The following is a 26,021-nucleotide window of genomic DNA, read 5'->3' on the forward strand; positions in this document are numbered from 1 at the left end:
GTCAGCAGAGGCGGAGCAGGGGTTCGCCGGCGAGATAGCGCCTGACATCCTCGGCGATCTGCCCGGCGGCATGGGTGACGGTCTTCACCGAGGCGCCGGCGATGTGCGGGGTCAGGGTGACGTTGGGCAGCTTCAAGAGCGGCCAGTCCTTCGGCGGCGGCTCGACCGCGAAGGTCTCCAGCATGGCGCCGCGCAGCTTGCCGGAGACCAGGGCGTCGTACAGGGCGTCGTAATCGACCAGCGGGCCGCGGGCGGTGTTGACGAAGATGGCGCCGTCCTTCATTGCCGCGAAGGCCTCGGCGCCGATCATGCCGGTGGTCTCGGCGGTGACACGGGGGTGCAGCGTGACCACGTCGCTTTCGGCCAGCAGGGTCTCCAGCGCCACCTGCTGCACGCCGTCGGCGCTGTCGGCGGGGTCGAGCTGGACATAGGGGTCGGTGACCAGGATGCGGCAGCCGAAGGCCTTCAAGAGGCGCACCACCTTGGTGCCGACATGGCCGTAGCCGATCACGCCGACCGTCATCTCCGACAGCTCGCGGCCGGTGATGTCGGCCCGGTACAGGTCGCCGCGCCAGTTGCCCTGCGACAGGGCGGTGTGGCCGCGGGTGATCATCCGGGTCTCGGCCAGGATGGCGCCGATGGTGAATTCGGCCACCGCACTGGCGTTGCGGCCGGGGGCGTTCACCACCTTCACGCCGCGCGCCCTGGCCGCCTTCATGTCGATGTTGACCGGCCCGCCGCGGCTGACGCCGACCAGCTTCAAGTCCGTCAACTGGTCCAGCATGCCGGCCGAGATCGGCGCCAGATGGGTGACCAGAATCTCGGCATCGCCGATGAAACCGACGATCTCGTCCGGGTCGCCCATGAACTCCTTCAGCCCATCCAGGCCGGTGCCGGCATAGCCGTGCACCATGGGCTCGTCCGGCCAGGGCTGCTCCAGCGTCCGGATGTCGAGCTCGGCCGGGATGGCCTCCAGCGCCTCCACGAACAGGCGGGGCAGCATGAAGCGGTCGCCGATCACGGCAACGCGGCGTCGGGTCATCCTTCGGTCCTCAGGTCTTCCAGGGCATGCCACACCGGGCGCAGGCTGCGATAGCTGGCGCGGTACTGGGGGAACAGGCGGTCATAGCGCGCGACCAGCGCCGGGTCGGGCGGCTCGGCCTCGGCCAGCAGCGGCGACACCCAGCGGGCGCAGGCGGCGTCGATGTCGGGCAGGATGCCCAGGGACAGCGCCGCCACCATGGCAGCCCCTGCGGCTCCGACCTCCTCGCGCTTCACCAGGCGGATCGGCGCATCGGCGGCAGCGGCGACGATGCCGCGGCAGGTGGCGCTGCGGGCGGCGCCGCCGGCCATGCGGATCTCGGCCGGGGTGCCGCCGATCGCCTCGTAGCAGTCGCGGGTGGCGAAGCCCAGGCTCTCATAGATCGCCCGCATCAGGTCGCCGACCCCGGCGGTGCCGGACAGGCCGATGATCGCGGCGCGGGCGGCGCTGTCGACGAAGGGCCCGCGCTCCCCCGCCTCGGCGATGAAGGGGTGGTACAGCAGGCGCCCCGGCGCTGCCGCCGCGGCCTTGCCGTCCAGCAGGCCGATCAGGGCCGAACGCGACGGCAGCGTTGCCCCGGCGGCCTCGGCCACCTCCTCGATCACGCCGCACAGCCAGTCGATGTTCAGCGTCGCCGCCATGTTCGAGACCATGGAGACATAGCTGCCGGGGACGATGAACGGCATGGTGTAGCCGACCTCCTCGCCCAGCGTCACCCGGTCGGCCCCGAACACCAGCCGCATATGCGCGCCGGTCGACCCCAGCACGGTGAAGCCGGCGCGGCCCTCGGGGTCGTACAGCCCGGCGCCCAGCGCGGCGCACAGCAGGTCGACCGGGCACAACACCACGGGCGTACCGGCGGGCAGGCCGGTGGCCGCCGCGGCCGCAGGGGTCAGGGCTGAATGCTCCTTCACGCCATCCACCATCGGCGGCAGCAGCCGGGCCTCGTCCTGCAGGCCGAACAGCTCCAGCACGTCGGGGTCGTAGCGCCGGGTGCGGTAGTCGCCGAAGGTGAAGGTGCCCTCGGCGATGTCGGTCGCCCGCTCGCCGGTCAGGCGGAAATACAGCCAGTCCTTGCAATGGAACGCGGTGGCAGCGCGCGCCAGCGCCTCCGGCCGGTGCCGCTTCAGCCACAGCAGCTGGCCGGTCTGGTGCGACATGTTCAGCATGGTGCCGGTGATGCGCTGCACCGCCTTGGCCGTGCCGTTGCGGTGCAGCTCCGCCACGATCGGGCCGGACCGTCCGTCATGCCACAGCATGCCGCGGCCGATCGGCTCGCCGTCGCGGTCGATCAGCCAGGTGCCGTCGCCCTGGCCGGTGACGGCGACGCCGGCGACGCGCAGGCCGCGCGCGCCCAGCTTCGCCGCCATCTCGCGCAGCACCGCTGCGGCGTCGTCCCAGGTGCGGCCGAATTCCTGCTCGCGGCCGCTGCCGTCGACCGGGATGGTCGCGTTCGGCCGCATCACATGCTCGATCTGGGTGCCATCGAGGTCGAAGGCCACCGCCTTGACCACCGAGGTCCCGGAATCGAGGCCGATCAGGACGTCCTTGGTCATCGCACCGCTCATGCCGCTGCCGCCACCGCCGGCCGGCCGCCATGGGCGATGGCCAGGCCGCTGTCGCCGTCGAACAGGTGCAGGGCGGTCTCCGGCAGGGCCAAGGCCAGTCTTGTGTCCACAGGGGCGGCCAGCGCCCGGTCGGTGACGATGGTCAGCCGCACCCCGGCCACCGCCAGGGCGATGTGGCTCTGGTCGCCCAGCCACTGGTTGGCCACGACCACGCCGTCCAGCGCGGTCTCGCCCGGCCGTGGCGCACCGAGCCGGATCTCATGGGCACGGATGCCGAGATGGACGGTGCGGCCCTCGGCCAGGTCGCGCCCGGCATGCGGCCAGGGCAGGCGGAAGCCCGGCGTGCCGTCCTCGCCCAGGACCTCGACGGCCAGGCCGCCATTCTCCCGCACCATTTTTGCCGGGAACAGGTTCATCGGCGGCTCGCCGATGAAGGAGGCGACGAAGAAGTTGGCCGGGCGCCGCTTCAGGTCGGTGGGCGAGGCGAATTGCTGCAGCCGCCCGCCCTCCATCACCGCGATCCGGTCGGCCAGCGCCAGCGCCTCGGTCTGGTCATGGGTCACGAAGACGGTCGTCATCCTGTGCTCGATCAGATAGTCCTTGATCCGCGCCCGTAGCACGGCGCGCAGCTGCGGTTCCAGCTGGGACATCGGCTCGTCCAGCAGGGACAGCTGGGCCCGCCGCACCAGGGCGCGGGCCAGGCTGACGCGCTGCTGCTGGCCGCCGGAGATCGCCTGGGGATAGCGGTCCAGGATGTCGCCGATCTCCAGCAGCGCCGCGACATGGGCCACCCGCTGCTGAACCTCGGCCTTCGGGATGCGGTCGCGCAGCAGGCTGAAGGCGATGTTGTCGCGCACCGTCAGCGGCGGGTACAGGGCATAACCCTCGAACGCCATGGCGACGTTGCGTTCGGCCGGGCGCAGCGTGTTGATGATGCGGTCGCCGATCCGGATGGTGCCCTCCGACACGCTCTCGAAGCCCGCGATCATGCGCAGGGTCGAGGTCTTGCCGCAGCCGGAGGAGCCGAGCAGCCCGACCAGCTCGCCGTCGCGCAGCGCCAGCGACACGGTGTCGACCGCACGGACCGGGTGGGACAGGCGGGGGCCGTAGATCTTGGAGACGGCGTCGAGCGTCAGGGTGGCCATCTCTGCTCCTCAGGCCGTCGCGGCCGGCAGGCGGGCGCCGGTGTCGCGGTCGAAATACAGGGCGCGGCCCAGATCCAGCCGGGCCCAGGCGCGGCGCCGGCCGCGGCCCGGGTCGTCGCCCTGGTCCTCCGGCCGGCTGGCCAGGATCTCGGTGCCGTCGGCGGCGCGCAGCAGCATCACGGTGCGGACGTTCAGGGGCGTCACCGCCTCCAGGTCGACCGGCACCGCATCCTCCGCCGGTTCGAATCGGACCTCGACATCCTCCGGCCGCAGCCCGACCAGATAGGGCTTTCCGGCGGGTGCCGCGGCCGGGGCCGGGAAGGCGGTGCCGGCGATGGTGATGCGGCCATCCCGTGCCGCCGTCTCGATCAGGTTGATCGGCGGGTCGCCGAACAGCCGGGCGATGCGGGTGTCGTCGGGCGCGCCATAGATGCCGGCGGGGGTGTCGATCTGGCGGAAGCGGCCGTCCAGCAGCACGCCGACCCGGTCGCCCAGCGCCATCGCCTCCTTGTAGTCCTGGGTGACGTAGAGGACGGTGGCGCCGACCGCGCGCAGCAGGCGCGGCAACTCCTGCCGCATCTCGTAGCGGATCTTGGCGTCGACATTGCGCAGCGGGTCGTCGAGCAGGATGACCGAGGGCGAACACACCAGGCTGCGGGCCAAGGCGGTGCGCTGCTTCTGCCCGTTCGACAGCTGCTTGGGCAGATGGTCCAGCACATGGTCGATGCGCAGCAGCTCGGCAACCTCGTGGACGCGGCGCCGGATCTCCGGCTCCGTCGTCCGCCGCGCCCGCAGCGGGCTGGCGATGTTCTCGAAGGCCGGCATGTGCGGGTACAGCGCGAAGTTCTGGAACGCCATGCCGACATCCCGCGCCTCCGGCCCCTGGCTCAGGATCGAGGTGCCGCCGATGCGGATGTCGCCCGCCTCCGGCTGCAGGATGCCGGCAATCAGCCGCAGCAGCACGGTCTTGCCGGCGCCGGACGGGCCGAACACGACGGTGAATTCGCCCTTCCCGACCGAGAGGTCGAGGCCGTCGAGGATACGGCTCTTGCCGAAGCTCTTGGCGATGCCGGCGATGTCCAGGAACGCCATATCCGTCACCCCTTCACGGCGCCGAGGCTGAGGCCCTCGACCAGATAGCGCTGGGCGTAGAGCGCCAGGGCCAGGGTCGGCAGGATCGACAGCACCAGCGCCGCGGCGATCTGGCCGTAATTGATGCCCGACGCGGTGATGAAGGCCAGCGCCCCGACCGTGACCGGCTGGATCGAGCTCGACCCCAGGATCAGCGCGAAGATGAAGTTGTTCCAGGCGAAGATGAAGGCCAGCAGGCCGGCGGCGGCGATGCCGGGCCGGGCCAGCGGCACCGCGATCTTCAGGAAGGTGCGCAGCCAGGAATGGCCGTCCAGCCGGTAGGCGTTCTCGATATCCTCGCTGATGTCCTCGAAATAGCCGCGCACGATCCACAGGATCAGCGGCAGGGTGATCAGCTGGTACACCCAGATCAGCCCGATATAGGTGTCGCTGAGGCCGAGGTCCTGGAAATACAGCTGCAGCGGCAGCAGCACCAGCAGCGGCGGTGCGAAGCGGAAGGACAGCATGGTGAAGGCCATGTTCTCGCCCAGCCGGAACTTGAACCGGGCGAAGGCATAGGCCGCCGGCACGCCGAGCAGCAGCGACAGCACGACCGAGCCGGCGCTGAGGATCAGGCTGTTCAGCAGGTTCTGCATGTAGTCGATCTTCAGCGCCCCGACATTGGTCGACAGCTCGCCGGCGACCAGCGCCGCGTAGTTCTCCAGCGTCGGGCTGAAGATGATGCTGGGCGGGCTGCGCAGGATGTCGGCATTGGTCATGAACGACATCAGCCCGACCCAGACCAGCGGGAACAGGAAGAACAGCCCCACCAGGGTCAGGAGGATGCCGCGGAGGATCCGGCCGAAACTCATCGCATCCTCCCGTCAGGCCCGGCCATGCGCGCGGGCGCGCAGCCGGAGCCATTGCTTGATGAAGACGTTGCTGAGCGCGAAGGTGATCGCCCACAGCACCATCAGGATCGCGGCCGACCGGCCGATATTGGTGAAGGTGAAGGCCTCGAGATAGGCGCGGATCTGGAACAGCATCAGCCGGTCGCCCGGGCCGCCCTGGGTCATGGCGTAGACGATGTCGAACTGCTGGATGCTGTCCAGCATGCGGAACAGGCTGGCGGTCAGGATGTAGGGCAGCAGCATCGGCAGGGTGATGCGGAAGAACACGAAGCTGCGCGGCACGCCGTCCAGCTCCGCCGCCTCGAAGGGCTGGCGCGGCAGGGCGCGCAGGCCGGCCAGCAGCAGGATGGCGATGAAGGGCGTGTAGACCCAGGTGTCGACCAGCACCACGGTGAACATCGCGCTGGCCGGGTCTGACGCCCAACGGAAATCGGTGAAGCCGAGGCTGTTCACGAAATAGCTGAGGATCCCGAAATTCGGGTTGGTCATCAGCTTCCACATCAGGCTGGCGATCGCCGGCGCCACCATCAGCGGCAGGATCAGCAGCACGCTCATCAGGTTGTTGATCAGGCTGCGCCGCACCAGCAGCAGCGCGATGCCGAGGCCCAGCAGCAGCTGCACGCCCACGGTCAGCACGGTGTAGGTCAGCGACGCCTGGATGGTGCCCCAGAACCGTCCGTCGCCGAACAGGGCGATGAAGTTGTCGAGCCAGATCATCTTGCGCCCGGCCGGGAAGGCCAGGTTGTAGCGCTGCAGCGAATAGTACACCGCAGTACCGAACGGGATCAGGATCCCGATCGTCACCAGCAGCGCCGGCAGGCTCAGCAGATAGGGCAGCAGGCCGGGGCCGGCGCGTCGGCGGGGTCGGGTCGCAGTGTCGGCGGCGATCGTGGCCACGATCGGGATCCTTTCTCGGAGCCTTCGCGGAAACCCCGCCCCCGTCCGGGGAATGCGGTCGGACGGGGGCGGGGTCTCCAGCGCGGATCCGCTGGGGGCCGGATCCGCGGGGAGGGAGGGGCGTCAGTCGGCCAGGCCGGCATCCTTCAGCTGCTGGTCGATGAACTCGGCCAGCTGGTCCAGCCCCTCATCGACCGGAATCTCCTTGGCGTACATCTTCTGCAGGCTGGCCGCCCATTCCGTGGTCAGGTTGAAGAACAGCGGCTGCGGCGTGAAGTAGATCTTCGACCCGGCGGCCGAGGCCTTGTACTGGTCGAGATAGCCGGAATAGCCCTCCAGCCGCTTGTGGAAGTCGGCATTGTCCCAGACCGACTGGCGGACGGGGTTGACCAGGTCGGCCTTGGTGGCGCCGAAGGTCGTGTGCTCGGTGCCGCTGGCCCATTGCACGAAGTACCAGCCCGCGTCGGGCGCTTGGGAGAACGCGCTCATCGCCAGCGACCAGATCCAGACATTCGGCGTCGGGGCCGCGGCGCCGGGCTTGGCGGTGAAGGGGTGGTAGGCGATGTTGCCGGCCTCCTTCGTCCCCTTGTTCTGGAAATAGCCCAGGATGTCGGCGTCGAAGATCATGGCCGAGGCGCCGGCGCCGAGGTCGTTGCCGACCTCGTACCAGGTGTAGGTGGTCCAGTTCTTCGGCCCGCCCTTCTGGATCATCTCGATCCACAGCTTGGTGAACTCCTTGGCCTCGGCGCTGTTCATCGCCGCCTTCAGCTTGCCGCCGGTGGTGTCGAAATCCTTGCCGCCATAGTTGGTCAGGCCGGAGAGGTAGCCGGGGTGGATCGTCGCCCAGCTGCGGCTGCCGCGGACGCCGACGCCATAGAAGCCCTGGTTCAGCCCGCTCAGCTTGCCGGCCTGGTCGACCATCTCCGGCAGATCCTTCGGCGGCTTCATGCCGGCGGCGTCGAAGATCCGCTTGTTGTAGGCGACGCTGTTCAGCTCGAAGCCCCAGGGCACCGCCCATTGCTTGGCGCCGTCGCCGCCCAGCGGCTGGCCCGGCACGCCCGACCAGGCGGTGGAGGCGCGCAGGCCGGGAAGCACGTCGTCCCAATTGTAGGCGGGGGCTGTCAGCTCCGGATTCTTGATGTACTGGTTCATGTCGGCCAGCCAGCCGGCCGGGCCGTACTGCCAAGTCTGGTAGGCGCCGGTCATGAACACGTCGTATTGCGGCGACTTGCTCGACAGGGTGGCGGTGACCTTGTCGAAATAGACGTCCTCCGGGAACACGTCGTAGCTGACGTCCAGCCCGGTCAGGGCCTTGAAGTTGTCGAGGTTGGCGATCATCGCATCCGTGTAGGGATGCTTGTTCAGCAGCAGGCTGATCTTCTTGCCCGAGAACTTCTTGAAGTCGGGCCCATCGGCGGCCAAGGCCCGGGTGCCGGCCTGGTTCAGCATGAAGCCGGCCGCGGTGGCGCCAAGGCCCAGCCTGGCGGCACCGGTCATCAACTCGCGCCGCGACAGGCGGCCGGCGACATGGGCGTCAAAGAGATCGGTCGTGCGTTTCATCACTGGTTCCTCCCTCGATGTTTCTGGTTGTCAGCTGGTCTCGCGTTGACCCTGCCGTTGCGGTGGCCGGGCCCCGCGGCGCGCGGCCATCGCCACCGCCGCGGATTCGTCGATGATCAGGTCGGTCACCACCCCGCTCATCAGCGCGGCGGTGATGGCGTCGGCCTTGACCGCGCCGCCGGCGATGGCGACGACTTTCCGCCCACGCAGATCGTCCAGCCCGACGCTCAAGGCGCGGTCGTTGACCTCGGAGGCGACGCGGCGGCCGTCCCCGTCCAGGAACTGCCCGGCCAGGTCGCCGACCGCGCCGGCGGCGCGGAGGTCGTCATAGTCGGCGCGGGTCAGCACCCCGGTCTGCAGCATATGGGCCTGGGACCCCAGCTCGCCGACGCCGACCAGGCACAGGGTGGATTGGTGGGCCAGGGCCAGCACCGCCTGAACGCTTTTCTGCGACAGCATCACCGCCTTGTCGCCCAGGCTGTCGGCGGCCATCGGCACCGGCATGAAATAGCCCTCGCCGCCGGTCTTGTCGGCCAGGCGCTGCACCACGTCGAACGGGTTGGCGGAGGATTTGCGGGTCAGGCTGCCCAGCAGCGAGACGAACTTCGCGTCGGGCGCCGCGATCCGGGGCAGGCGGTTGACCAGGGCGGCCAGGGTGCGGCCGTGGCTGACGCCGATGACCTTGGCGCCGGAGGTCTCGAGATAGCGGGAGAGGTAGGCGGCGCCCTCGGCCCCCAGGGCCTCGAAGGGCTGGTCGTCCACGTCGATCGCCGGGACCACGCGGCAGAAGCCCAGGCCGAAGCGGTCGATCAGCCCGTCCTCCAGCTTCAGGCATTCGGCCGGGCGGCCGGCGATGTGGACGCTGACCAGCCCCAGCTCCTCGGCCAGCGAGATCAGGCGATGGACCTTGACCCGCGACACGCCCAGCCGGTCCGCGATCTCGCCCTGCGTCAGGCGGCGGACATAGGACAGCCACGCGGCGCGCGTGGCGAGGCTGACTTGGTCGTCCATCCCGTGTCGACAGTCCTGTAATTTTTTTCAGTGACTGAACAGATTTTCAGGATGGCCCGCGCGGATGCCGTGGTCAAGGGCCTCGTGCTACGACGGCCTCCGGACCAATCATGGGGCGCGGTTCGCCACAAGCGGCCGCGAACATTCGATAGTCGAAAGATGCCGCCCGGCCCCACCGGGGCCGGGCGGTCCACTAGTGCCGGATCAGAGCACGAAATCAGCCACCGCCAGGCTGGCGACCCCTGGTACGCCGACTTCGAAATCGGCCTTTCCATCGCCATCGACGTCGCCGCTCAGCACCCCGCCGGCGAAGCGCAGCTGACCGGCGACCCCGGTGAACGCGCTGCCGCCGATGAACGAGAATGCCTGGTCACCCGCCGCCTTGGTGTCCGCATCGATGAAGTGCAGGTCGATGTGGTCCTGGCCGTGGGTGAAGTCGGTGATGACGTCCCGGCCGTTCCCGACCACGCTTTGCCTTGCCGCCTGGAAGTAGAAGATGTCGTTGCCGGCGCCGCCGGTCAGGGTGTCGGTGCCGTCGCCTCCATCCATCTGGTCGTTGCCGGCCTTGCCGTCGAGCACATCGTTCCCGGCCATGCCGACGAGGATGTTGGCGACCTCGTTGCCGGTCAGATGGTTGGCCAAGGCATTGCCGTTGACGTTGCTGCCCGACCCCTGGACGAGGGTCAGGTCCTCGACGTTGTCGCCCAGCGCGTAGCTGCGCGACGACACGACGGAGTCGGTGCCTTCGCCCGCCAGTTCCTGGATCTTATCCGCCGAATTGTCGACGTGGTAGGTGTCGTTGCCTGCCCCGCCGATCAGCGTGTCGACACCGACGCTGCCATCGAGCGTGTCGTTGCCGGCGCCGCCGATCAGGGTATTGGCCCCGCCATTGCCGGTCAGGGTGTCGTCCAGCCCCGACCCCTGGAGGTTCTCGATCGACACCAGGATGTCGCCCTGGGCGTCGCCGCCGGTGGCGCTGCCGGTGATCAGGCTGACCGTGACCGCGCCGCCGCTTCCGGCATACGAGGCCGTGTCCGCGCCGGCACCGCCGTCCAGGTGGTCCGCCCCGGCACCGCCGAGGAGGATGTCGTCGCCGGCGCGGCCCAGCAGGGTGTCGATGCCGGCGCCGCCGTCGAGCGTGTCGTTCCCGGCCACGCCGATGTTCGGCGCTGTCGGAGTGGGCGGCGTCACCGAAACGTTCAGCTCATAGGTCGCGCCGTTGGGAACGGTGTCGACCACATCGCCCAGGTCGTTGTCGTAATGCCCGACCACGATGTAGTAGGTCCCGGTCTCCGTGACCTTGGTGGTGACCAGCGAGTCCGTCCGGCGGGCGGAGCCGGGGTCGTTGCCGCCGTCGTCGTTGAGGGCGACGGTGGTGCCATCGGGCCGGATGATCCGGATGAAGCTGTCGTCCAGCAGGTCCGAGGTGTGGTCGATGTCGGCGGTGAGGACCGTTCCCGCGTTCAGGTTCACCCTGTAGAAGCCGCCCTGGCCGTTGCCGGTGGCGTTGACCGTCGAATGCGCCAGGGTGGTCGCATCCCCGATGTCGGGATCGGCCAGGAACGAGAATTTGCTGCTCAGGTCGACGGCGGTGGCTGTGGAGTTGTTCGTCGTCCCGGCCGGCAGCGTGGTGTAGCTGTTGCCCAGGCCGACGCCGGTGACCGGGAAGGGCGTGAAATCGCCATCCAGCGTATCGTTTCCGGCCCCGCCCTTCAGGGTGTCGTCGCCGCCCTGGCCGACAAGGCTGTTGTCGCCGGTATCGCCGGTCAGGGTATCGCCGAACGCGGACCCGGCAAGGCCCTCGATCGACACATAGGTCTCCGGATGCGAGCCCGGCACGGCGAGATCGACGACGACGCCGACCGCGCTGCCGTAATAGGCCGCCACGTCGATGCCGTCGCCGCCATCGAGCGTGTCCGCCCCGCCGCCCCCGGATAGCGTGTCATTGCCCGCGGCGCCCGTCAGGACGTTGACGCCGGCATTGCCGATCAGGGTGTCGGCGTATTTCGAGCCGATCACGTTCTCGATGTTCACCAGCTGGTCGAACTGGTGGGTGGTCGTGGTGTCGCCCTCGCCATCGCCGCCGCTGGCGGTGCCGAGCGCGAGGTTGACGGTCACGCCCTCCGTGCTCGGGGTCCGGGGCGGGCCGAACATCGGCTGATGCTCGTCGACCGTGTAGTCGGCCGTGTCGATGCCGTCGCCGCCGTCCAGGTAATCCGCCCCGGCGCCGCCGATCAGGCGGTCATTGCCGGCATCACCGCGCAGGACGTCGCCGTCACGGGCGCCGTCGAGGACGTCGTCGCCGTTGCCGCCGTTGAAGACGTCGCCGCCGCCCAGGCCGTCGAAATGATTGTCCGCGTCATTGCCGATGAAGCGGTCGATGCGGTCGTCCGACCCGATCAGGTTCTCGACGCTGAAGAAGGTGTCGCCGGACGCCGTTCCGCCCTGGGCGACATTGGTGACCAGGTTGACCAGCAGCTGGAACGGGCTTTCCAGGCTGAAGTCGACCGTGTCGCTGCCATCGCCGCCGCGGAAGATGTCGACGCCGGCCATGCCGCGCATGAGGTCGTCGCCGGCACCACCGTCGATCACGTCGTCGCCGGCGCCGCCATTGATGGTATCGTTGCCGTCCTCGCCGAACAGCTGGTCATTGCCGTCGTTGGTGTCGGGACCGGTGATGACCGGCAGGGTGTTGTTGCGGTCGCGGCTGTCATTGGTGTCGGCGCCGCCGATGATCAGATCGTCGCCGGCGCCGCCATGGATCTCGTCCGCGCCGTTGCCGCCGTCGATCGTGTCGTTGCCCAGGAAGCCGGCCACCTTGTCGTTGCCGTCGCCGGCGATCAGCTGGTTGGCGCCGTCATTGCCCAGGATGATGTCGTCGAAGGCGCTGCCGATGCCCTTTTCGATGTAGTACTGGGTCGCGTCCTGGTTGTGGCCGTCGAAGATGGCGACGTTGTTGCTGTGGCCGTTGACGCTGGAGAAGCGGCCTTCGCGCAGATCCAGGATCGTGCTGGTGGTCGACCCCGAGAAGTCGACCGTGTCGACGCCGCCGGTGTCATGGATCACGAAGCCGATGTCGTGGCCCGGCCCGGTCGCCGTCAGCGCATAGCCCAGCTTGGTGCTGCCGAAGCCGTAGACGTCGTTGCCGGTGTTGAGCTGGATGTCCTGGTAGGTCCGCACATTGCCCGTGACGGTCGAGAAATAGTGGCGGATGACCGCCTCGATATCCGCGACCCCGGGCGTGGTGTTCGTCCAGGCATCGGCGCCGCCGGCATCGATGCTGTCGAAATACGACATCACCGAGTATTGCTGCTGATCGTAGACCCACTTCGCATCGTTGAGGTAGGTGATCTGCGGGCCGCCGGGGCCGCCGTAATTGTAGAAGCCCGGGTGGTTCAGGCCGAATTCGTGGCCGAATTCATGAATGAAGGTGTTGAAGATATAGCCGCCGGGCTCGGTCTTGTTCGGCTCGGTGTCGTGGAACCGCTGGCCGACATTGACGAAGCGGCCCGAGGAGAAGGCGCTGCCGTCATTCGCTTCCCCGACCTCCGGGCTGACGACCTGGAGATAGTCAGTGTTCCGGTTGTAGGGCCGGTCGGACACGATGGTGAATTCGAGCGGCGTCACCGTCGACCACATCTGCAGCGCCCCGATGGCGGCCGCCATGTAGTCCGGATGATTGGCGAGCTCCGAGACGTTCACCACGATCGGGCCCTGCGCCTGTGTGGGCGTCAGCGGTCGGGTCAGGGCCCCGAGATAGGTGAGGAAGGTCTCGTAATCGGTGTCTTTGTTGTACGGATTGTCCGGCGTCTGGTCGATGTTCTGCCAGTCATTGACCGCTTGATTGAAGGTCAGTGCGAACGAATGCCCGTTGTTCGCGGCACTATCAGCCGAATGGTCCTGCTTTTGCCCCATTTGACAGAGTAGACACATTTATTTGCTCCCCCGATTTGATAGCTTCATTGGTGAGGTTCTTGCTTTCGCAAGACTGCATCCATGAGCGCGGTATTTTTTCTTATTGTCGTTGTGACGGATCGGCTGTTCGGCCAGCAGGGGCGATATGGCCCCGCAACGCCTCGTCAGCCGCAAGCGCCGACCTCCACCCATGGTTCACGTTCTGGCATGGTCCTCGGCGAATCAGCGCCGCGCCGGACGGGTCAAGCGACCCGAGGCGGTTTCGGCTGTCGGATATCCAAGGGCAGACTCTGAAGATTCTCCGTGCAACGAGAACGCCCCCTAGTCGATTCTAGCCAGTCAGCTACTGCTTTAGATCACACACAAACCGCCACGAAAAGGAAGAAGGATTCATCCTACTTTTGAGACGATCTCATGTCGCGATTTTGGGCTAATTGCTATGGATATGCCGGTGCCGGCTCGCCTGGAGTGTCGGGAGTCGGCGGCAAAGTGGTCGAAAACACTGCGCAGCCGCGGAGTCTTTGGTTTGGTCTCGGTTCGCCGCGCGACCGGTCGGCGGCGGATCGGGAAGGGCCGGATCGTCTCCCCTTGCGGCTGGACGACGTTTGCGGGCATGGAGGGGATGGGCCGGCCGGTCGCGACGATCATGCGCGGCGCGGCGGCGATGCGCGACGACGAGGGGCCGGGCGGACCGTCCGGCGCCCCGCGGCGCTCGACTGAGGACTGGTGCCGACGATGACCCTCGCCTATTGGAACGGATCCCTGCTGCCGCTGGACCAGGTCAGCGTCTCGCCGCTCGACCGCGGCTTCCTGTTCGCCGACGGCGTCTACGAGGTGGTGGCGGTCTATGACGGCCGGATCTTCGAGCTCGACGCCCATCTCGACCGGTTGGCGCGCAGCCTGGATGCGATCCGCATCGACCCCGGCCTGGACCGTGCCGCCCTGGCCGCGGTGTTCGAACGGCTGGCCGCGGAGGCGCCGCGCCCGGCTGCGACGGTCTACATCCAGGTCACCCGCGGCGCCCCGGCCCAGCGCAGCCATGCCTTTCCGGCCTCGGCGCAGGCCAGCATCCTGGCCTTCGCCAGCCCGCTGAAACGCCTCGGCCGCGACCAGCAGCAGGCCGGCTTCGCCCTGGTCTCCGCGCCGGATATCCGCTGGCTGCGCTGCGACATCAAGTCGATCGCCCTGCTGCCTTCGGTGCTGGCGGCGCAGCACGCGGCCGAGGCCGGGGCGCTGGAGACGGTGATGCTGCGCGACGGGCTGGTCACCGAATGCGCCGCCAGCAACGTCTTCGTGGTCAAGGGCGGCCGGGTGGCGACGCCCACCGCCGATCATCGCATCCTCGACGGCATCAACCGCCGCATCGCGATCCGCCTGGCCGCCGAAGCCGGGATCGCGGTCGAGCAGCGTGACGTGGCGGAGGCGGAGCTGCGCGCCGCGGACGAGATCTGGATCACCAGCACGACCAAGGAGCTGGCGCCGATCGTGCGGCTCGACGGCGCCGCGGTCGGCGACGGCCGGCCGGGGCCGGTGTGGCGCCGGCTCCGCGACGCTTTCGACCATCTGGTGGGTGGTCCGGCGGAGCTATAACCTCCAGGGATTCCCTGGCATCCCGCCCGCAACGGAAGACCCCGACATGAGCAAGATCGTCCTCTACGGCTTCGACGGCAGCACCTATGTCCGCACCGTGCGGATGCTCCTGGCCGAGAAGGCCGCGTCCTACGAGCTGGTGCCGGTGAATGTGCTCAAGGGCGAGCCGCGCGAGCCGGCGCATCTGGCCCGCCACCCCTTCGGCAAGGTGCCGGTGCTCGACCATGACGGCTTCCGCGTGCTCGAGACCAGCGCGATCGCGCCGTATCTCGACGAGGTTCTGCCCGGCCCGTCCTTCACGCCGGACAATCCGAAGGACCGCGCGCGCATGCGCATGGCGATGAGCTTCATCGACTCCTACGGGTATGGCGCGCTGATCGGGGTGGCCGGCTTCCACCTGTTTCCCGACTTCATCGGCGGCCAGAACGAGGAGGCTCGGCGACAGGCCATCGCCACCAGCCGGCGTGTCCTGGCCGAGCTGATGAAGCTGCGCGGCGGCGACGCCCACATCGCCGACGCGCGCCCCTCGTTGGCGGACCTGTATCTCGCGCCGATCTGCTTCTATGTCGGACTCACCTCCGACGCCGAGGAAGTCTTTGCGGTGGACGGCTTCGCGCCGTGGTGGGAGCGGATGCAGGCGATGCCGAGCTACCAGGCGACCGCGCCACAGCTGGGCTGACAGAGCGGCCCGCAGGGGCCGGCGTGCTTTCAACGATCTCTAAGACCAAAGGCCAATGCCGATCCTTCCCGCTTGACCCCTGGAGTCCTGGGGCGTTCAATCTCTTACCTCAAGTCGAGGCAAGGATGTCGCCAATGCGCACGGTCCTGGTCGCTGACGATCACCCGATGTTCCGGGAAGCCCTGGCGGGCACGCTCAAGTCGCTCGACGGCCAGGTCGACGTGCTCGAAAGCGGCACGTTCGGCGAGGCGGTCGAGCGCATCGCCTCGGTCATGGACATCGACCTGATCCTGCTCGACCTCAGGATGCCCGGGATGAACGGGGTCAAGGGCGTGCGCTCGCTGCGCACCCGCCGGCCGGACGTGCCGGTGGCGGTGATCTCGGCGCTGGCCGACAGCTTCGTGATGCGCGAATGCTTCGACGCCGGCGCGGTCGGCTACATCCCCAAGTCGCTGTCGCGCGACGCCATCGTCTCGGCCATCTCCACCATCCTCGACGGCGGCAGCTACACCCCCTCCGAAGGGCTGGACCTGATCGGGCCGGGCGAGCTGGAGGAGGACGAGCCGCTGGACGACGCGGTGCGCTGCCGGTTCGAGCTGCTGACCAACCAGCAGCGCAAGGTGCTGGAGCTGATGGCCGAAGGCCTGCTGAACAAGCAGATCGCCTACGCCATCGACGTGCAGATCACCACGGTCAAGGCGCATGTCTCCAGCCTGCTGCAGAAGCTCGGCGTGTCCAGCCGCACCCAGGCGGTGATCCTGTTCCAGAAGTACCGCCGCAGCCTCTGAGGCGAAGCCCTGCATCGTAGGTTGGGTTCGCGCTGGCGAACCCAACACCGGTTTCGGCTGCGGGATGTTGGGTTCACTGGCGCGAACCCAACCTACGGCCTGTTCAGTTGGTGTAGCCTCGGGCTTCCCTCAACGGCCTGAAGGCAGCGGATCGAATGGCGCCGGACTTCCTCTTCGACGGGCCGGCCGAGGCCCGCACCACCATCCTGCTGGCGCATGGCGCCGGGGCGCCGATGGACTCGGCGTCGATGGGCGCTGCCGCCGAGGCCCTGGCCGGCGCCGGGTTCCGCGTCGCGCGGTTCGAATTCGGCTACATGGCCGCGCGGCGCAGCGGCCGGCGCAAGCCGCCGCCGCGGGCCGAGACCCTGATCCCGGAATACCGCGCCGCGGTCGACGCGCTCGGCGCCGCCGGGCCGCTGGTCATCGGCGGCAAGTCGATGGGCGGGCGCGTGGCGTCGATGGCGGCGGACGAGCTGCACGTGGCCGGCCGCATCGCCGGGCTGCTGTGCCTGGGCTATCCCTTCCATCCGCCGGGAAAGCCGGCGCAGCTGCGCACGGCGCATCTCGCCGGGCTGGCGACGCCGGCCCTGATCTGCCAGGGCACCCGCGACGAGTTCGGGACGCGGGAGGAGGTGCCCGGCTACGCCCTGTCCGACCGGATCGAGATCCTCTGGCTGGAGGATGGCGACCACGACCTGAAGCCGCGCAAGCGCGTCTCTGGCCTCACCGCCGCCGACCATCTCCGCACCCTCGCCGCCGGGGTCGCCGCCTGGGTGGAGCGTATCACCGGTTGATGTGCGCCTACAGGTGCCGCACCTCGGCCGGCATCGATCCCCAGTCGTTGTTGAGGCCGTCGTAATAGGTGACCGGCGCCGCCATCAGCTCGTCGATGTCGACACCGTCGAGGCAGGCGATGTTGACGTTGAAGTACCGGCTGCCGGTCATGTTGGGCATGTCCACCCATTCGAACGGCCGCACCCCGCAATGCCGGCAGAACAGGTGGTGCGCCACATCCGAGCGGCCGCGGTAGTCGGTCATCTCGGCCTCGCCGGCCAGCAGGCGGAAGGCGTCGGGCCGGACGTTGACCGACCACAGCCGCATCTTGGTGCAGATCGTGCAGTTGCATTTGCCGGTGCCGGTGGCGATGTCCAGATCCGCCTCGAACCGCACCGCGCCGCAATGGCAGCCGCCGCTGTAGGTCTTGCGCATCGCCGTGCCTTCGCCTCGCTTCCTGCGGCCCGTCAGGAACCGTAGTCCAGCTGCGGATACCAGTCCTTGCCGCGGCCGGCCGGCGTGTAGTCCAGCACCGTCCACAGCACCGCCGGGTCGGGGGCGCCGCGCTGGTCCTGGCCGGGATCGGCGGTCGATCCGCCCATCTCGTCGGACCAGAAGTGGCGGACGATGCCGCCATGGCGGGTGAAGACGTTGATGGCCCCGGTTTCCGACCCATCGGGCATGATGCCGAAATAGTCGCGGGAATAGGCGCCGTCGAGGTCGGTGTAGAGCCGCAGGTGCTTCCAGCCGCGCTCGCGCTTCCACGCCGCCAGGCGTTCGATCGGCGAGCGGGCGACGACGGCCAGGGAGAGGTGCTGGCCGATGTCGAGGGCGTTGCCCTCCCAGGCGCTCAGCACATTGGTGCACATCGGGCAGGCGCGCTCGCGCTGCGGCCCGAACATGTAGCTGTAGATCACGAGGGTCTGCCGATCGCGGAACAACCCGGCGAGGTCGGTCGGCCCGTCCTCGCCCTGGAAGCGGTAGCCGCCGGTCACCGCGCCGCCCGGGGGCAGGGCGCGGCGCTGGGCGGCGACCCGCTCGATGTGGCGGCGCAGCTCGATCTCCTCGGCCAGCAGGGCGGTGCGGGCGGCGCGGTATTCCGCGCTTTCGTTGGGGATCCGCACCGGGCTGCCGCGGGCCAGATCGGCGGCGGGGGGCAGGGGGGTGTTCTTGGCGTCCATCGGATGGTCCTCCGTCCTGGGAAGATGCATGCGGGGATAGTCGATGCTACCCCCGCCCATTCGACAGGTCCGCCTGGAATTTTTTGTCGGAATTTTGTCGGGCCTGGCCCTCAGCGCCTCGCCGAGGCGATCAGGGCGCGCAGCCGGGCCGGCTTGATCGGCTTGGTCAGCAGGCTCACCGCCGACAGCGCGTTCACCATCGTCTGCAACTCCGGGCTGCGGTCGGCCGTGATCACGGCGGCCGGAATGTCCTCGTTCAGCGCATGGCGCAGGGCGACGATCAGCTCGGTGCCGCGCTGGCCGTGGTCGAGATGGTAGTCGGCCAGCACGATGTCCGGGCGGAAGCCGTCCACCGCGATCCGCGCCTCGGCACCCGCCCGGTCGTCCGCGGCGGCGACCTGGCAGCCCCAGCCGCGCAGCAGCCGGGTCATGCCGTCGAGGATGGCGGGGTCGTTGTCGATCACCAGCACCCGCACCCGGTCGACCGCACTGGGCACGATGGTGGTCGCCGCCGGCCGCGGTGCCATGCAGTCCAGCGCCGGGTCGGCCATCGGCACCAGGACCGAGAAGCTGGAGCCGCGCCCCACCGCCGACCGCACCCGGACCTCATAGCCGAGCAGCCGGCTGATGCGCCGGACGATCGACAGGCCCAGGCCGTAGCCCTTCTGGCCGCCATCGCCCTTCGGCCCGGACTCCAGGGTGTCGAGGCGGCGGAACTCCTCGAAGATCTCGTCCAACCGCTCCTGCGGGATGCCGACGCCGGTGTCGACCACCTGCAGCTCGACCTTGTCGCCGCGCCGCCGGGCGCCGAACAGGATCCGCCCGGCATGGGTGTAGCGCACCGCGTTGGTCAGGAAGTTCTGCAGCAGCCGACGCAGCAGCTGGGGGTCGGAGCAGACGGTGACCGAGCAGGGCAGCAGGGTGAAGGTCACACCCTTGCGCTCGGCCAGCGGCGCGATCTCGTCGTACAGCGCCTCCATCAGCGGCGGCAGCGGCACGTTCTGCAGGTTGGCGCCGACCCGCCCGGCATCGAGCTTGGAGATATCCAGCAGGATGTTGAGCAGGTCCTCGACATTCTCCAGGGCGTGGTCGATCTTGCCCAGCAGCGCCTCGCTGCCCGGCGGCAGGGTGGCGTCCTCCAGCGTCGCCACGAACAGCCGGGCGGCGTTCAGCGGCTGCAGCAGGTCGTGGCTGGCGTCGGCCAGGAACTTGGTCTTGCTGATGTTGGCCCGCTCCGCCTCGATCTTGGCGATGCGCAGCTCGCGCGCGATGCGGCGGCGCTTCTCGACCTCCAGCGACAGGGTCTCGTTCAGCCGGGACAGGGTGGCGGTACGCTCATGCACCCGCCGCTCCAGCTCCTCGTTGGCCGCTTCCAGGATGCGTTCGGCCCGGCGGCGCTCGGTGATGTCCTGGATCAGGGTGAAGAAGCCGACCACCTCGTCGCGGTGGTTGCGGTGCGGCACATAGGTGGCGAAGCCGAAGCGCGGCTCGGTCTCCGAGCCGCGCAGCGGCAGGTCGAAGGTCACGGTGCTGCCAGCCAGCGCTCGCTCGAGGAACGGGCGGCGCAGCGCGTACTCCGCCTCGCCCAGCACCGAATGCAGGGTCTGCCCCAGAATGGGGGTGCCGTTGGGGGCGTAGCCGGCGCGGTAGGCGCGGTTGACGAAGCGGTAGCGCTGGTCGCGGTCGACATAGGAGATCATGGTCGGCACCGCGTTGGCGAACAGCCGGATCCGCTGTTCGCTGTCCAGCAGCGCCTCCTCCGCCAGCTTGCGCTCGGTGATCTCGACATAGGAGGTGACGAAGCCGCCATCCGGCATCGGGTCGCCCTTGACCTCGAACCAGCGGCCGTTCAGCGCCACCTCCGCCGGTGGTCCCGATCCACGGGCCGAGCCCGGGCCGATCGGCGACGCGGTGCCCAGTGCCGGCGCGCCGCGGCTATCGTTGAACTCCTGGAACCGGCGGTACGAGCTGCCGGCCCGGCGCAGCTCCGCCGGCAGTTCCAGCAGCTCGCCATAGCGCCGGTTGGCGGTGACCAGGTGCTGGTCGCGGTCGAACACGGCGACGCCGATCGACATGCTCTCCAGCGTCGCCTGCAGATGCGCCGACCGCTCCGCCAGCGCCTTCTCGCGCTCCTGCCGCTCGGCGTCCTTGAGGTCGGTGATGTCGGTGTAGATCGAGGCGATGCCGCCTTCGGTCGACCGCCGGTCGTTGACCTGGACCCAGCGCCCGTCGGCCAGGGCGTAGACCCAGCGCTGGGCGCCGCCGCCGCGGGTCGAGGCGCGCTGCAGCCGGCGCTCCGCGATCCACCGCTCCGGCTTCAGGCCATCCGACTGGATGACCCCGGCGTCGAGGCCGAGGCGGATCAGCGCGTCCAGCGCCACGCCCGGGCGGATGGCGTCGGTCAGATGCGGCCAGAAGTCGAGGAACCGGCGGTTGAACAGGATCAGCCGGTCGTCCGGGTCGAAGATGGCGAAGCCTTCGGAGATGCTGTCGATCGCGTCCTGCAGCCGGTTCTGCGCCGTCCGGCTGGTGACGATGGCCTCGCTCAGCTCGAGGTTCGACTGCTCCACCGCCTGCAGCGCGTGCTCCAGCTCCTTGGTCCGGTCGCGGACCTTCTGGTCCAGCAGGATCGCGGTCTGGAACAGCTGGTAGGCGTTGCCCTGCATGTCCAGGCTGTGCTCTACCCGCTGCATCAGGGCGCGGTTGATCTCGGACAGCTTGGCGACGTTGCGCCTCAGGGCGGCTTCCTGGTCCCCGCTCGGTCGATCCTGCTGCGCCACATCCCGTCCCATGCTCAGCCCGGCCCGAAGGCGATCCCCGTGAAGGTCTGGCTGACATGCATCATGCCGAACTGCTCGCCATAGGTGTTGAAGCCGACGACGTTGTTCTGGGCCATGATGCGCGAGACCTCGGTCAGCATCTGGCGCTGTTCCATCTCGACGTAGCGCAGCACGCAGTCGAAGCCGATCACCGCTTCGATGCTGCCCAATTGCGCACGCAGATCGTCGAACAGGGACACCAGATTCGCGACCAGATCGCCGCTCTTTGCGACACTCAGGATGATTCCCTCGTCGATGGCGCAGAAGAAGTGCAGGCAGCCGTCGGCGTCGACCCGCTGGATGGCGCGGACATAGTGGCGGCCGCCGGCCTTGACCACCAGCGGGTGCGAGGCGAAGACCAGGGGCGTCAGGTCGGCCGGGTCCAGCCCGATCAGCCGGGCGTACTCCTCGGCTGCGGGCTCGGCGTTGATCTCCATCACCACGCGCTTCGCCGGGTCGGCCCGGGTCACCACCATCTTCTGGTCCAGCGGGTGGAAGTGCTGGCGCTCGAACACGCGGAATTCGAGGTCGGTCGACACCAGGATCAGCAGCGACGCGTTGTCCAGCACCCGGCCGTCGACGAAGATCGCGGTCTCGCGAAAGGCCAGGTTGTCGCCGGCGGAGCCGCCGACCAGCGGGATCTCGCCCAGCGCGTCGCCCAGCGCGCTGACGATGATCTCCTCATGCATCGACAGCCCGTCATTGATCAGCAGGGCGAAGGTGCGCGACGGCTCGAACCGGTGGTCGAGGGCCTGGTGCTCGGCCATCAGCGCCTTGGCCAGGGCCGCCCCATCGGCCATGTCGAAGTGCGACATCGGCTCGATCAGCCGGACCGAGGCGGCGAAGTGGTCCGCGCACAGGCTCATCCCGGTGATGGTGCCCTGGCGGTAGCCGACCGGGGTGATCTCGCCGGCGGTGGTGCAGCCCAGCACGCGGACATCCGGCACCCGGCGGGCGATCGCGGCGAGGACCGAGGGGACGTCGTAGGTCGGCGAGCAGAACAGCAGAATCATCTCCATGCGGTCCTGTGCGATGGCCGCCAGCAGCTCGTCGACGGCATCCTCCGTCGACGCCTTCATGCTCATGCCGCGCCGTAGCCCGCAGGGGCCGGCCCGGACCGGTTTATCCTTCGCTTGGTAGGCTTGGGGCATTCGCTTCCTCCCGAGAAGCTTAGCGTGGCCCTCTGGCCGGGACCACTGATCCAAGGGCCAATGATTGGGCCGGATCGCGCTTGATCCAAAGTCCTATTCCGGCGGGACTTTCTTTGTCGCTACCGTTTTCCCTCAGGTTCGGGCACCGTCCCGGCCGGGCGGCGGCACCGTGGGGTGATCCGCCCTGTTCGTGCCGGGGGACGGCAGTCGGGAGAAAAGCGATGAAGACGCGTGCCGCCGTAGCCGTCGCCGCAGGGAAGCCGCTGGAGATCATGGAGGTCGATCTCGAGGGTCCGAAGTTCGGCGAGGTGCTGGTCGAGATCAAGGCGACCGGGATCTGCCACACCGACGAGTTCACGCTGTCGGGGGCGGATCCGGAAGGGCTGTTCCCGTCGATCCTGGGGCATGAGGGTGCGGGCGTCGTGGTCGATGTCGGGATGGGCGTGACCAGCCTGCAGAAGGGCGACCATGTCATCCCGCTGTACACGCCGGAATGCCGGCAGTGCCCGTCCTGCCTGTCGCGCAAGACCAATCTGTGCACGGCGATCCGGTCGACCCAGGGCCAGGGGCTGATGCCGGACGGCACCAGCCGGTTCTCGATCGGCAAGGAGAAGATCTTCCACTACATGGGGTGTTCGACCTTCTCGAACTTCACCGTGCTGCCGGAGATCGCGCTGGCCAAGGTCAACCCGGACGCGCCCTTCGACAAGATCTGCTACATCGGCTGCGGCGTGACCACCGGCATCGGCGCGGTGATCAACACSGCSAAGGTCGARGAGGGCGCGACCGCGATCGTGTTCGGGCTCGGCGGCATCGGGCTGAACGTGATCCAGGGCCTGCGGCTGGCCGGGGCCGACATGATCATCGGCGTCGACCTSAACAACTCGAAGAAGGAATGGGGCGAGCGCTTCGGCATGACCCATTTCGTGAACCCGAGCGAGGTCGAGGGCGACCTGGTGCCGTATCTGGTGAACCTGACCAAGCGTGGGGCGGACCAGATCGGCGGCGCGGACTACACCTTCGACTGCACCGGCAACACCAAGGTGATGCGGGCGGCACTGGAAGCGTCCCACCGCGGCTGGGGCCAGAGCATCGTGATCGGCGTGGCCGGAGCGGGGCAGGAGATCTCGACGCGGCCGTTCCAGCTGGTGACCGGGCGGGTGTGGAAGGGGTCGGCCTTCGGCGGCGCCCGGGGCCGCACCGACGTGCCGAAGATCGTCGACTGGTACATGTCGGGCAAGATCGAGATCGACGCGATGATCACCCACAAGCTGCCGCTCGAACGCATCAACGAAGGCTTCGACCTGATGCATGAGGGCAAGTCGATCCGCACCGTGGTCGAGTTCTGATGACCCTGCCGAGGTGCGCTCGGTAGAAGGATCACCATGACGCCCGTGATCGGTCGCCGCGGCCTCATGATCGGGGGCGCCGCCCTGGCCGCTTCCGCGGCCGGGCTGGCCCATGCCCAGGACCTGCCACGGGTCCGGGTCGGCACGCTGCAGTTCGGCACGGTGAACTGGGAGATCGCGGTGATCCGCGACGGGCTGGACCGCGGGCACGGCTTCGTGCTCGACCCGCTGGTGCTGGCCGACCAGGACGCCACGGCGATCGCGTTCCAGGCTGGCGAGGTCGACGCCATCGTCACCGACTGGATCTGGGTGGCGCGGCAGCGCGACGCCGGGCGCGACTACACCTTCGTGCCCTGGTCGCTGACGGTCGGCGCGCTGATGGCCGACCCCAAGACCGGCATCCGCACCATCCATCATCTGCCGGGCAAGCGGCTCGGGGTCGCCGGCGGCGCCGACGACAAGAGCTGGGTGCTGATCCAGGCCTATGCCCGCAAGGCCGCCGGTATCGACCTGCCCCGCGCCGCCACCGTCAATTTCGCCGCCCCGCCGCTACTGAACCAGCTGGCGTTGCGCGGCGACCTCGATGCCGTGCTCAACTTCTGGCAGTTCAACGCCCGGCTGGCGGCGAAGGGCTTCCAGCCCGTGGTCGAGATTGCCCGCATCCTGCCGGAACTTGGCCTCGACCGCCCGCCGCCGCTGCTCGGCTGGGTGTTCCGCGACAGCTGGGCGGCGCAGAATCCCGACCTGGCGCGCGGCTTCCTCGACGCCTCCTTCGCCGCCAAGGCGGTGATGAAGACGGATGATGCGGTGTGGCAGCGGCTGCGGCCGGAGATGAAGGCCGAGGACGAGGCGGTGTTCGCCGCCCTGCGCGACGGCTACCGCGCCGGCATCCCGTCCGGCGCCGGCCCGGCGGACGAGGCCGCGGCCGGGGCCGCGCTGCGCCTGATGGCCGGGATCACCCCGGCGGCGGTCGGCGGACTGGCGGCACTGCCGGCCGGCACCTTCTGGCCGGGCTATGGTCGCTGACGCGGTGCCGGCCGCCCTGGCGACCCCCGCCGGGCGGCGCTGGCGCTGGCTGCTGTCGCTGGCGATCCTGGCCGCTCTGTGGCAGGTCGCGGCGATGCTGGCTGGCAGCCCGGCACTGCCGCCGCCCGCGGCGGTCGCCGCCGCGGCCTGGCAGCACCTGGTCGACGGCGACCTGCTGCGCGACGTCGCCATCACCCTGGCGCGAGTCGCGGTCGCCTTCGCCGCCGCCATGCTGATCGGCAGCGTCGTCGGTTTCGTCCTCGGCCGCAGCCGGGTGCTGGACGAGCTGTTCGACGGCTGGCTGGTGATCGCGCTGAACATGCCGGCGCTGGTGACCATCGTGCTCTGCTACATCTGGTTCGGGCTGAACGAGGCGGCGGCGGTGGTCGCGGTCGCGGTCAACAAGGCGCCGCTGGTGGTGGCGATCACGCGCGAAGGCGCGCGGACGCTGGACCGGTCGCTGCTGGAGATGGCGCAGCTCTTCGCCATCCCGCGCGGCCGGGTGCTGCGGCGGATCGTGCTGCCGCAGCTGGCGCCCAGCCTGATGGCGGCCGCCCGCTCCGGCCTCGCCTTGACCTGGAAGATCGTGCTTGTGGTCGAGCTGCTGGGCCGGCCGAACGGCGTCGGATTCCAGATCCGCAGCTTCTTCAACTTCTTCGACATTGCCGGGATCCTGGCCTACACGCTGGTGTTTATCGCCGTGATCCTGGCGATCGAGGCCTGCATCCTGAAGCCGCTGGACCGCGCCGCCGGCCGCTGGCGGGCGCCGTGATCGGCGTCGCGCTGCACGGCATCCGCCGGCACTTCACCACCCCGGCCCGGCGCGACGTGCTGGATGGCGTCGACCTGGCGATCGCAGGCGGGGAGTTCGTCGCCCTGGTCGGGCCTTCGGGCCGTGGCAAGACCACGCTGCTGCGCATCCTGGCCGGGCTCGACACCGGACATCAGGGCCGGATCGACTGGCCGGACGGGCCGCCGCTGCGCCGCGCCGCGGTGTTCCAGGAACCGCGGCTGGTGCCCTGGCTCAGCCTGCTCGACAACCTGCTGCTGGTCGCCGACCGCGCGGCGGAACCGCGGGCCCGGCAGCTGCTGGCGGCGGTCGAGCTGGCGGGCAGCGAGGCCGTCTATCCCGGCCAGCTCTCCGGCGGCATGCAGCGCCGCGCCGCCCTGGCCCGGGCGCTGCTGGTCGACCCCGACCTGCTGCTGCTGGACGAGCCGCTGGTGTCGCTCGACCACGCCCTGGCCGGGCGGATGCGGGCGCTGCTGGCCGACCATTGGCGCCGGCACCGGCCGACCGTGCTGCTGGTGACCCACGACCTGCGCGAGGCGGTGGTGTTGGCCGACCGGGTGGTGGTGCTGGCCGCAGGCGCCGGCCGGGTGTCGCTGCAGCGCCGGATCGAGCTGCCGCATCCGCGCGACCCGGACGATCCGCGGATCGACGCCGTCGTGACGGCCCTGCTGCACTTCGACCCTGGGCTGGCGGTGGAGGAAGACGAGGCGGCGGATCGCGCCTGACTGCACCCTGGCCGGATCTGTGATAGTGT

22 protein-coding genes are annotated in these 26,021 nt (G+C 69.1%); 9 read left to right on the plus strand and 13 right to left on the minus strand.

Annotated features, from left to right (window positions below):
• Position 1: 1 nt before the first annotated feature.
• The 9 genes from AB4112_RS19705 to AB4112_RS19745 form a co-directional block, all read right to left on the minus strand.
• Positions 2-1,042, minus strand: coding sequence for a 2-hydroxyacid dehydrogenase (locus AB4112_RS19705; protein ID WP_309801869.1), 1,041 nt, complete (start codon positions 1,040-1,042; stop codon positions 2-4).
• A complete protein-coding gene (locus tag AB4112_RS19710) occupies positions 1,039-2,598 on the minus strand; it encodes an FGGY-family carbohydrate kinase (RefSeq protein ID WP_309801868.1) in 1,560 nt (519 codons plus the stop codon). The genes AB4112_RS19705 and AB4112_RS19710 overlap by 4 nt, the downstream gene beginning before the upstream one ends.
• Positions 2,599-2,606: 8 nt before the next feature.
• A complete protein-coding gene (locus tag AB4112_RS19715) occupies positions 2,607-3,755 on the minus strand; it encodes an ABC transporter ATP-binding protein (protein WP_309801866.1) in 1,149 nt (382 codons plus the stop codon).
• A gap of 9 nt (positions 3,756-3,764) precedes the next feature.
• The gene (locus tag AB4112_RS19720; RefSeq protein WP_309801865.1) at positions 3,765-4,847 is read right to left on the minus strand and encodes an ABC transporter ATP-binding protein; all 1,083 of its coding nucleotides are present in this window, start codon (positions 4,845-4,847) and stop codon (positions 3,765-3,767) included.
• Positions 4,848-4,852: 5 nt separating this feature from the next.
• Positions 4,853-5,698, minus strand: coding sequence for a carbohydrate ABC transporter permease (locus AB4112_RS19725; RefSeq protein WP_309801864.1), 846 nt, complete (start codon positions 5,696-5,698; stop codon positions 4,853-4,855).
• 12 nt (positions 5,699-5,710) lie between these two features.
• The gene (locus AB4112_RS19730; RefSeq protein ID WP_309801862.1) at positions 5,711-6,634 is read right to left on the minus strand and encodes a carbohydrate ABC transporter permease; all 924 of its coding nucleotides are present in this window, start codon (positions 6,632-6,634) and stop codon (positions 5,711-5,713) included.
• A gap of 123 nt (positions 6,635-6,757) precedes the next feature.
• Positions 6,758-8,194, minus strand: a complete 1,437-nt coding sequence (locus AB4112_RS19735) for an extracellular solute-binding protein (protein ID WP_441722345.1) — start codon at positions 8,192-8,194, stop codon at positions 6,758-6,760.
• A gap of 30 nt (positions 8,195-8,224) precedes the next feature.
• Complete coding sequence (locus tag AB4112_RS19740) at positions 8,225-9,205, minus strand: sugar-binding transcriptional regulator (protein WP_309801859.1); 981 nt, start codon at positions 9,203-9,205, stop codon at positions 8,225-8,227.
• A gap of 204 nt (positions 9,206-9,409) precedes the next feature.
• Positions 9,410-13,120 (minus strand): M10 family metallopeptidase C-terminal domain-containing protein, encoded by a 3,711-nt coding sequence (locus tag AB4112_RS19745; protein WP_441722348.1) that lies wholly within the window; start codon positions 13,118-13,120, stop codon positions 9,410-9,412.
• A 439-nt stretch (positions 13,121-13,559) separates the two neighbouring features.
• Here AB4112_RS19745 and AB4112_RS19750 point away from each other — a divergent pair, with 439 nt between their 5' ends.
• The 5 genes from AB4112_RS19750 (at position 13,560) to AB4112_RS19770 (ending at position 16,971) form a co-directional block, all read left to right on the plus strand.
• Entirely contained in the window at positions 13,560-13,859 is a 300-nt protein-coding gene (locus AB4112_RS19750; RefSeq protein WP_441722351.1) for a hypothetical protein, read from the plus strand.
• The gene (locus tag AB4112_RS19755; protein ID WP_441722354.1) at positions 13,856-14,710 is read left to right on the plus strand and encodes a D-amino acid aminotransferase; all 855 of its coding nucleotides are present in this window, start codon (positions 13,856-13,858) and stop codon (positions 14,708-14,710) included. Before AB4112_RS19750 ends, AB4112_RS19755 begins: the two co-directional genes overlap by 4 nt.
• Before the next feature lie 46 nt (positions 14,711-14,756).
• Positions 14,757-15,389 (plus strand): glutathione S-transferase family protein, encoded by a 633-nt coding sequence (locus tag AB4112_RS19760; RefSeq protein ID WP_441722356.1) that lies wholly within the window; start codon positions 14,757-14,759, stop codon positions 15,387-15,389.
• A 134-nt stretch (positions 15,390-15,523) separates the two neighbouring features.
• Complete coding sequence (locus AB4112_RS19765) at positions 15,524-16,177, plus strand: response regulator transcription factor (protein WP_441722359.1); 654 nt, start codon at positions 15,524-15,526, stop codon at positions 16,175-16,177.
• Positions 16,178-16,332: 155 nt separating this feature from the next.
• Complete coding sequence (locus tag AB4112_RS19770; RefSeq protein WP_441722362.1) at positions 16,333-16,971, plus strand: alpha/beta hydrolase family protein; 639 nt, start codon at positions 16,333-16,335, stop codon at positions 16,969-16,971.
• 7 nt (positions 16,972-16,978) lie between these two features.
• Here the strand turns inward: AB4112_RS19770 and AB4112_RS19775 are convergent, their stop codons facing one another.
• The 4 genes from AB4112_RS19775 to nosP all read right to left on the minus strand — a co-directional run bounded on the left by AB4112_RS19775 (position 16,979) and on the right by nosP (position 22,030).
• Positions 16,979-17,386 carry a GFA family protein gene (locus tag AB4112_RS19775; protein ID WP_441722365.1) on the minus strand — a complete coding sequence of 136 codons (408 nt, stop codon included), beginning with the start codon at positions 17,384-17,386 and terminating at the stop codon, positions 16,979-16,981.
• A gap of 32 nt (positions 17,387-17,418) precedes the next feature.
• Positions 17,419-18,132, minus strand: coding sequence for a DUF899 family protein (locus AB4112_RS19780; protein WP_441722368.1), 714 nt, complete (start codon positions 18,130-18,132; stop codon positions 17,419-17,421).
• 110 nt (positions 18,133-18,242) lie between these two features.
• The gene (locus tag AB4112_RS19785; RefSeq protein ID WP_441722370.1) at positions 18,243-20,924 is read right to left on the minus strand and encodes a NahK/ErcS family hybrid sensor histidine kinase/response regulator; all 2,682 of its coding nucleotides are present in this window, start codon (positions 20,922-20,924) and stop codon (positions 18,243-18,245) included.
• A 2-nt stretch (positions 20,925-20,926) separates the two neighbouring features.
• Positions 20,927-22,030 carry a nitric oxide-sensing protein NosP gene (gene nosP / locus AB4112_RS19790; protein WP_441722373.1) on the minus strand — a complete coding sequence of 368 codons (1,104 nt, stop codon included), beginning with the start codon at positions 22,028-22,030 and terminating at the stop codon, positions 20,927-20,929.
• Between the two features lie 293 nt (positions 22,031-22,323).
• Between nosP and AB4112_RS19795 the strand changes: the two genes are divergently transcribed.
• The 4 genes from AB4112_RS19795 to AB4112_RS19810 are packed head-to-tail and all read left to right on the plus strand — an operon-like array spanning position 22,324 to position 25,992.
• A complete protein-coding gene (locus AB4112_RS19795; protein WP_441722376.1) occupies positions 22,324-23,451 on the plus strand; it encodes an S-(hydroxymethyl)glutathione dehydrogenase/class III alcohol dehydrogenase in 1,128 nt (375 codons plus the stop codon).
• Positions 23,452-23,487: 36 nt separating this feature from the next.
• A complete protein-coding gene (locus AB4112_RS19800) occupies positions 23,488-24,477 on the plus strand; it encodes an ABC transporter substrate-binding protein (protein ID WP_441722379.1) in 990 nt (329 codons plus the stop codon).
• The gene (locus AB4112_RS19805) at positions 24,467-25,249 is read left to right on the plus strand and encodes an ABC transporter permease (protein ID WP_441722382.1); all 783 of its coding nucleotides are present in this window, start codon (positions 24,467-24,469) and stop codon (positions 25,247-25,249) included. The genes AB4112_RS19800 and AB4112_RS19805 overlap by 11 nt, the downstream gene beginning before the upstream one ends.
• The gene (locus tag AB4112_RS19810) at positions 25,246-25,992 is read left to right on the plus strand and encodes an ATP-binding cassette domain-containing protein (protein ID WP_441722385.1); all 747 of its coding nucleotides are present in this window, start codon (positions 25,246-25,248) and stop codon (positions 25,990-25,992) included. Before AB4112_RS19805 ends, AB4112_RS19810 begins: the two co-directional genes overlap by 4 nt.
• Positions 25,993-26,021: the final 29 nt, after the last annotated feature.

It is taken from the genome of Inquilinus sp. 2KB_23 (assembly GCF_052115705.1).
Lineage (GTDB): Bacteria > Pseudomonadota > Alphaproteobacteria > DSM-16000 > Inquilinaceae > Inquilinus > Inquilinus ginsengisoli_A.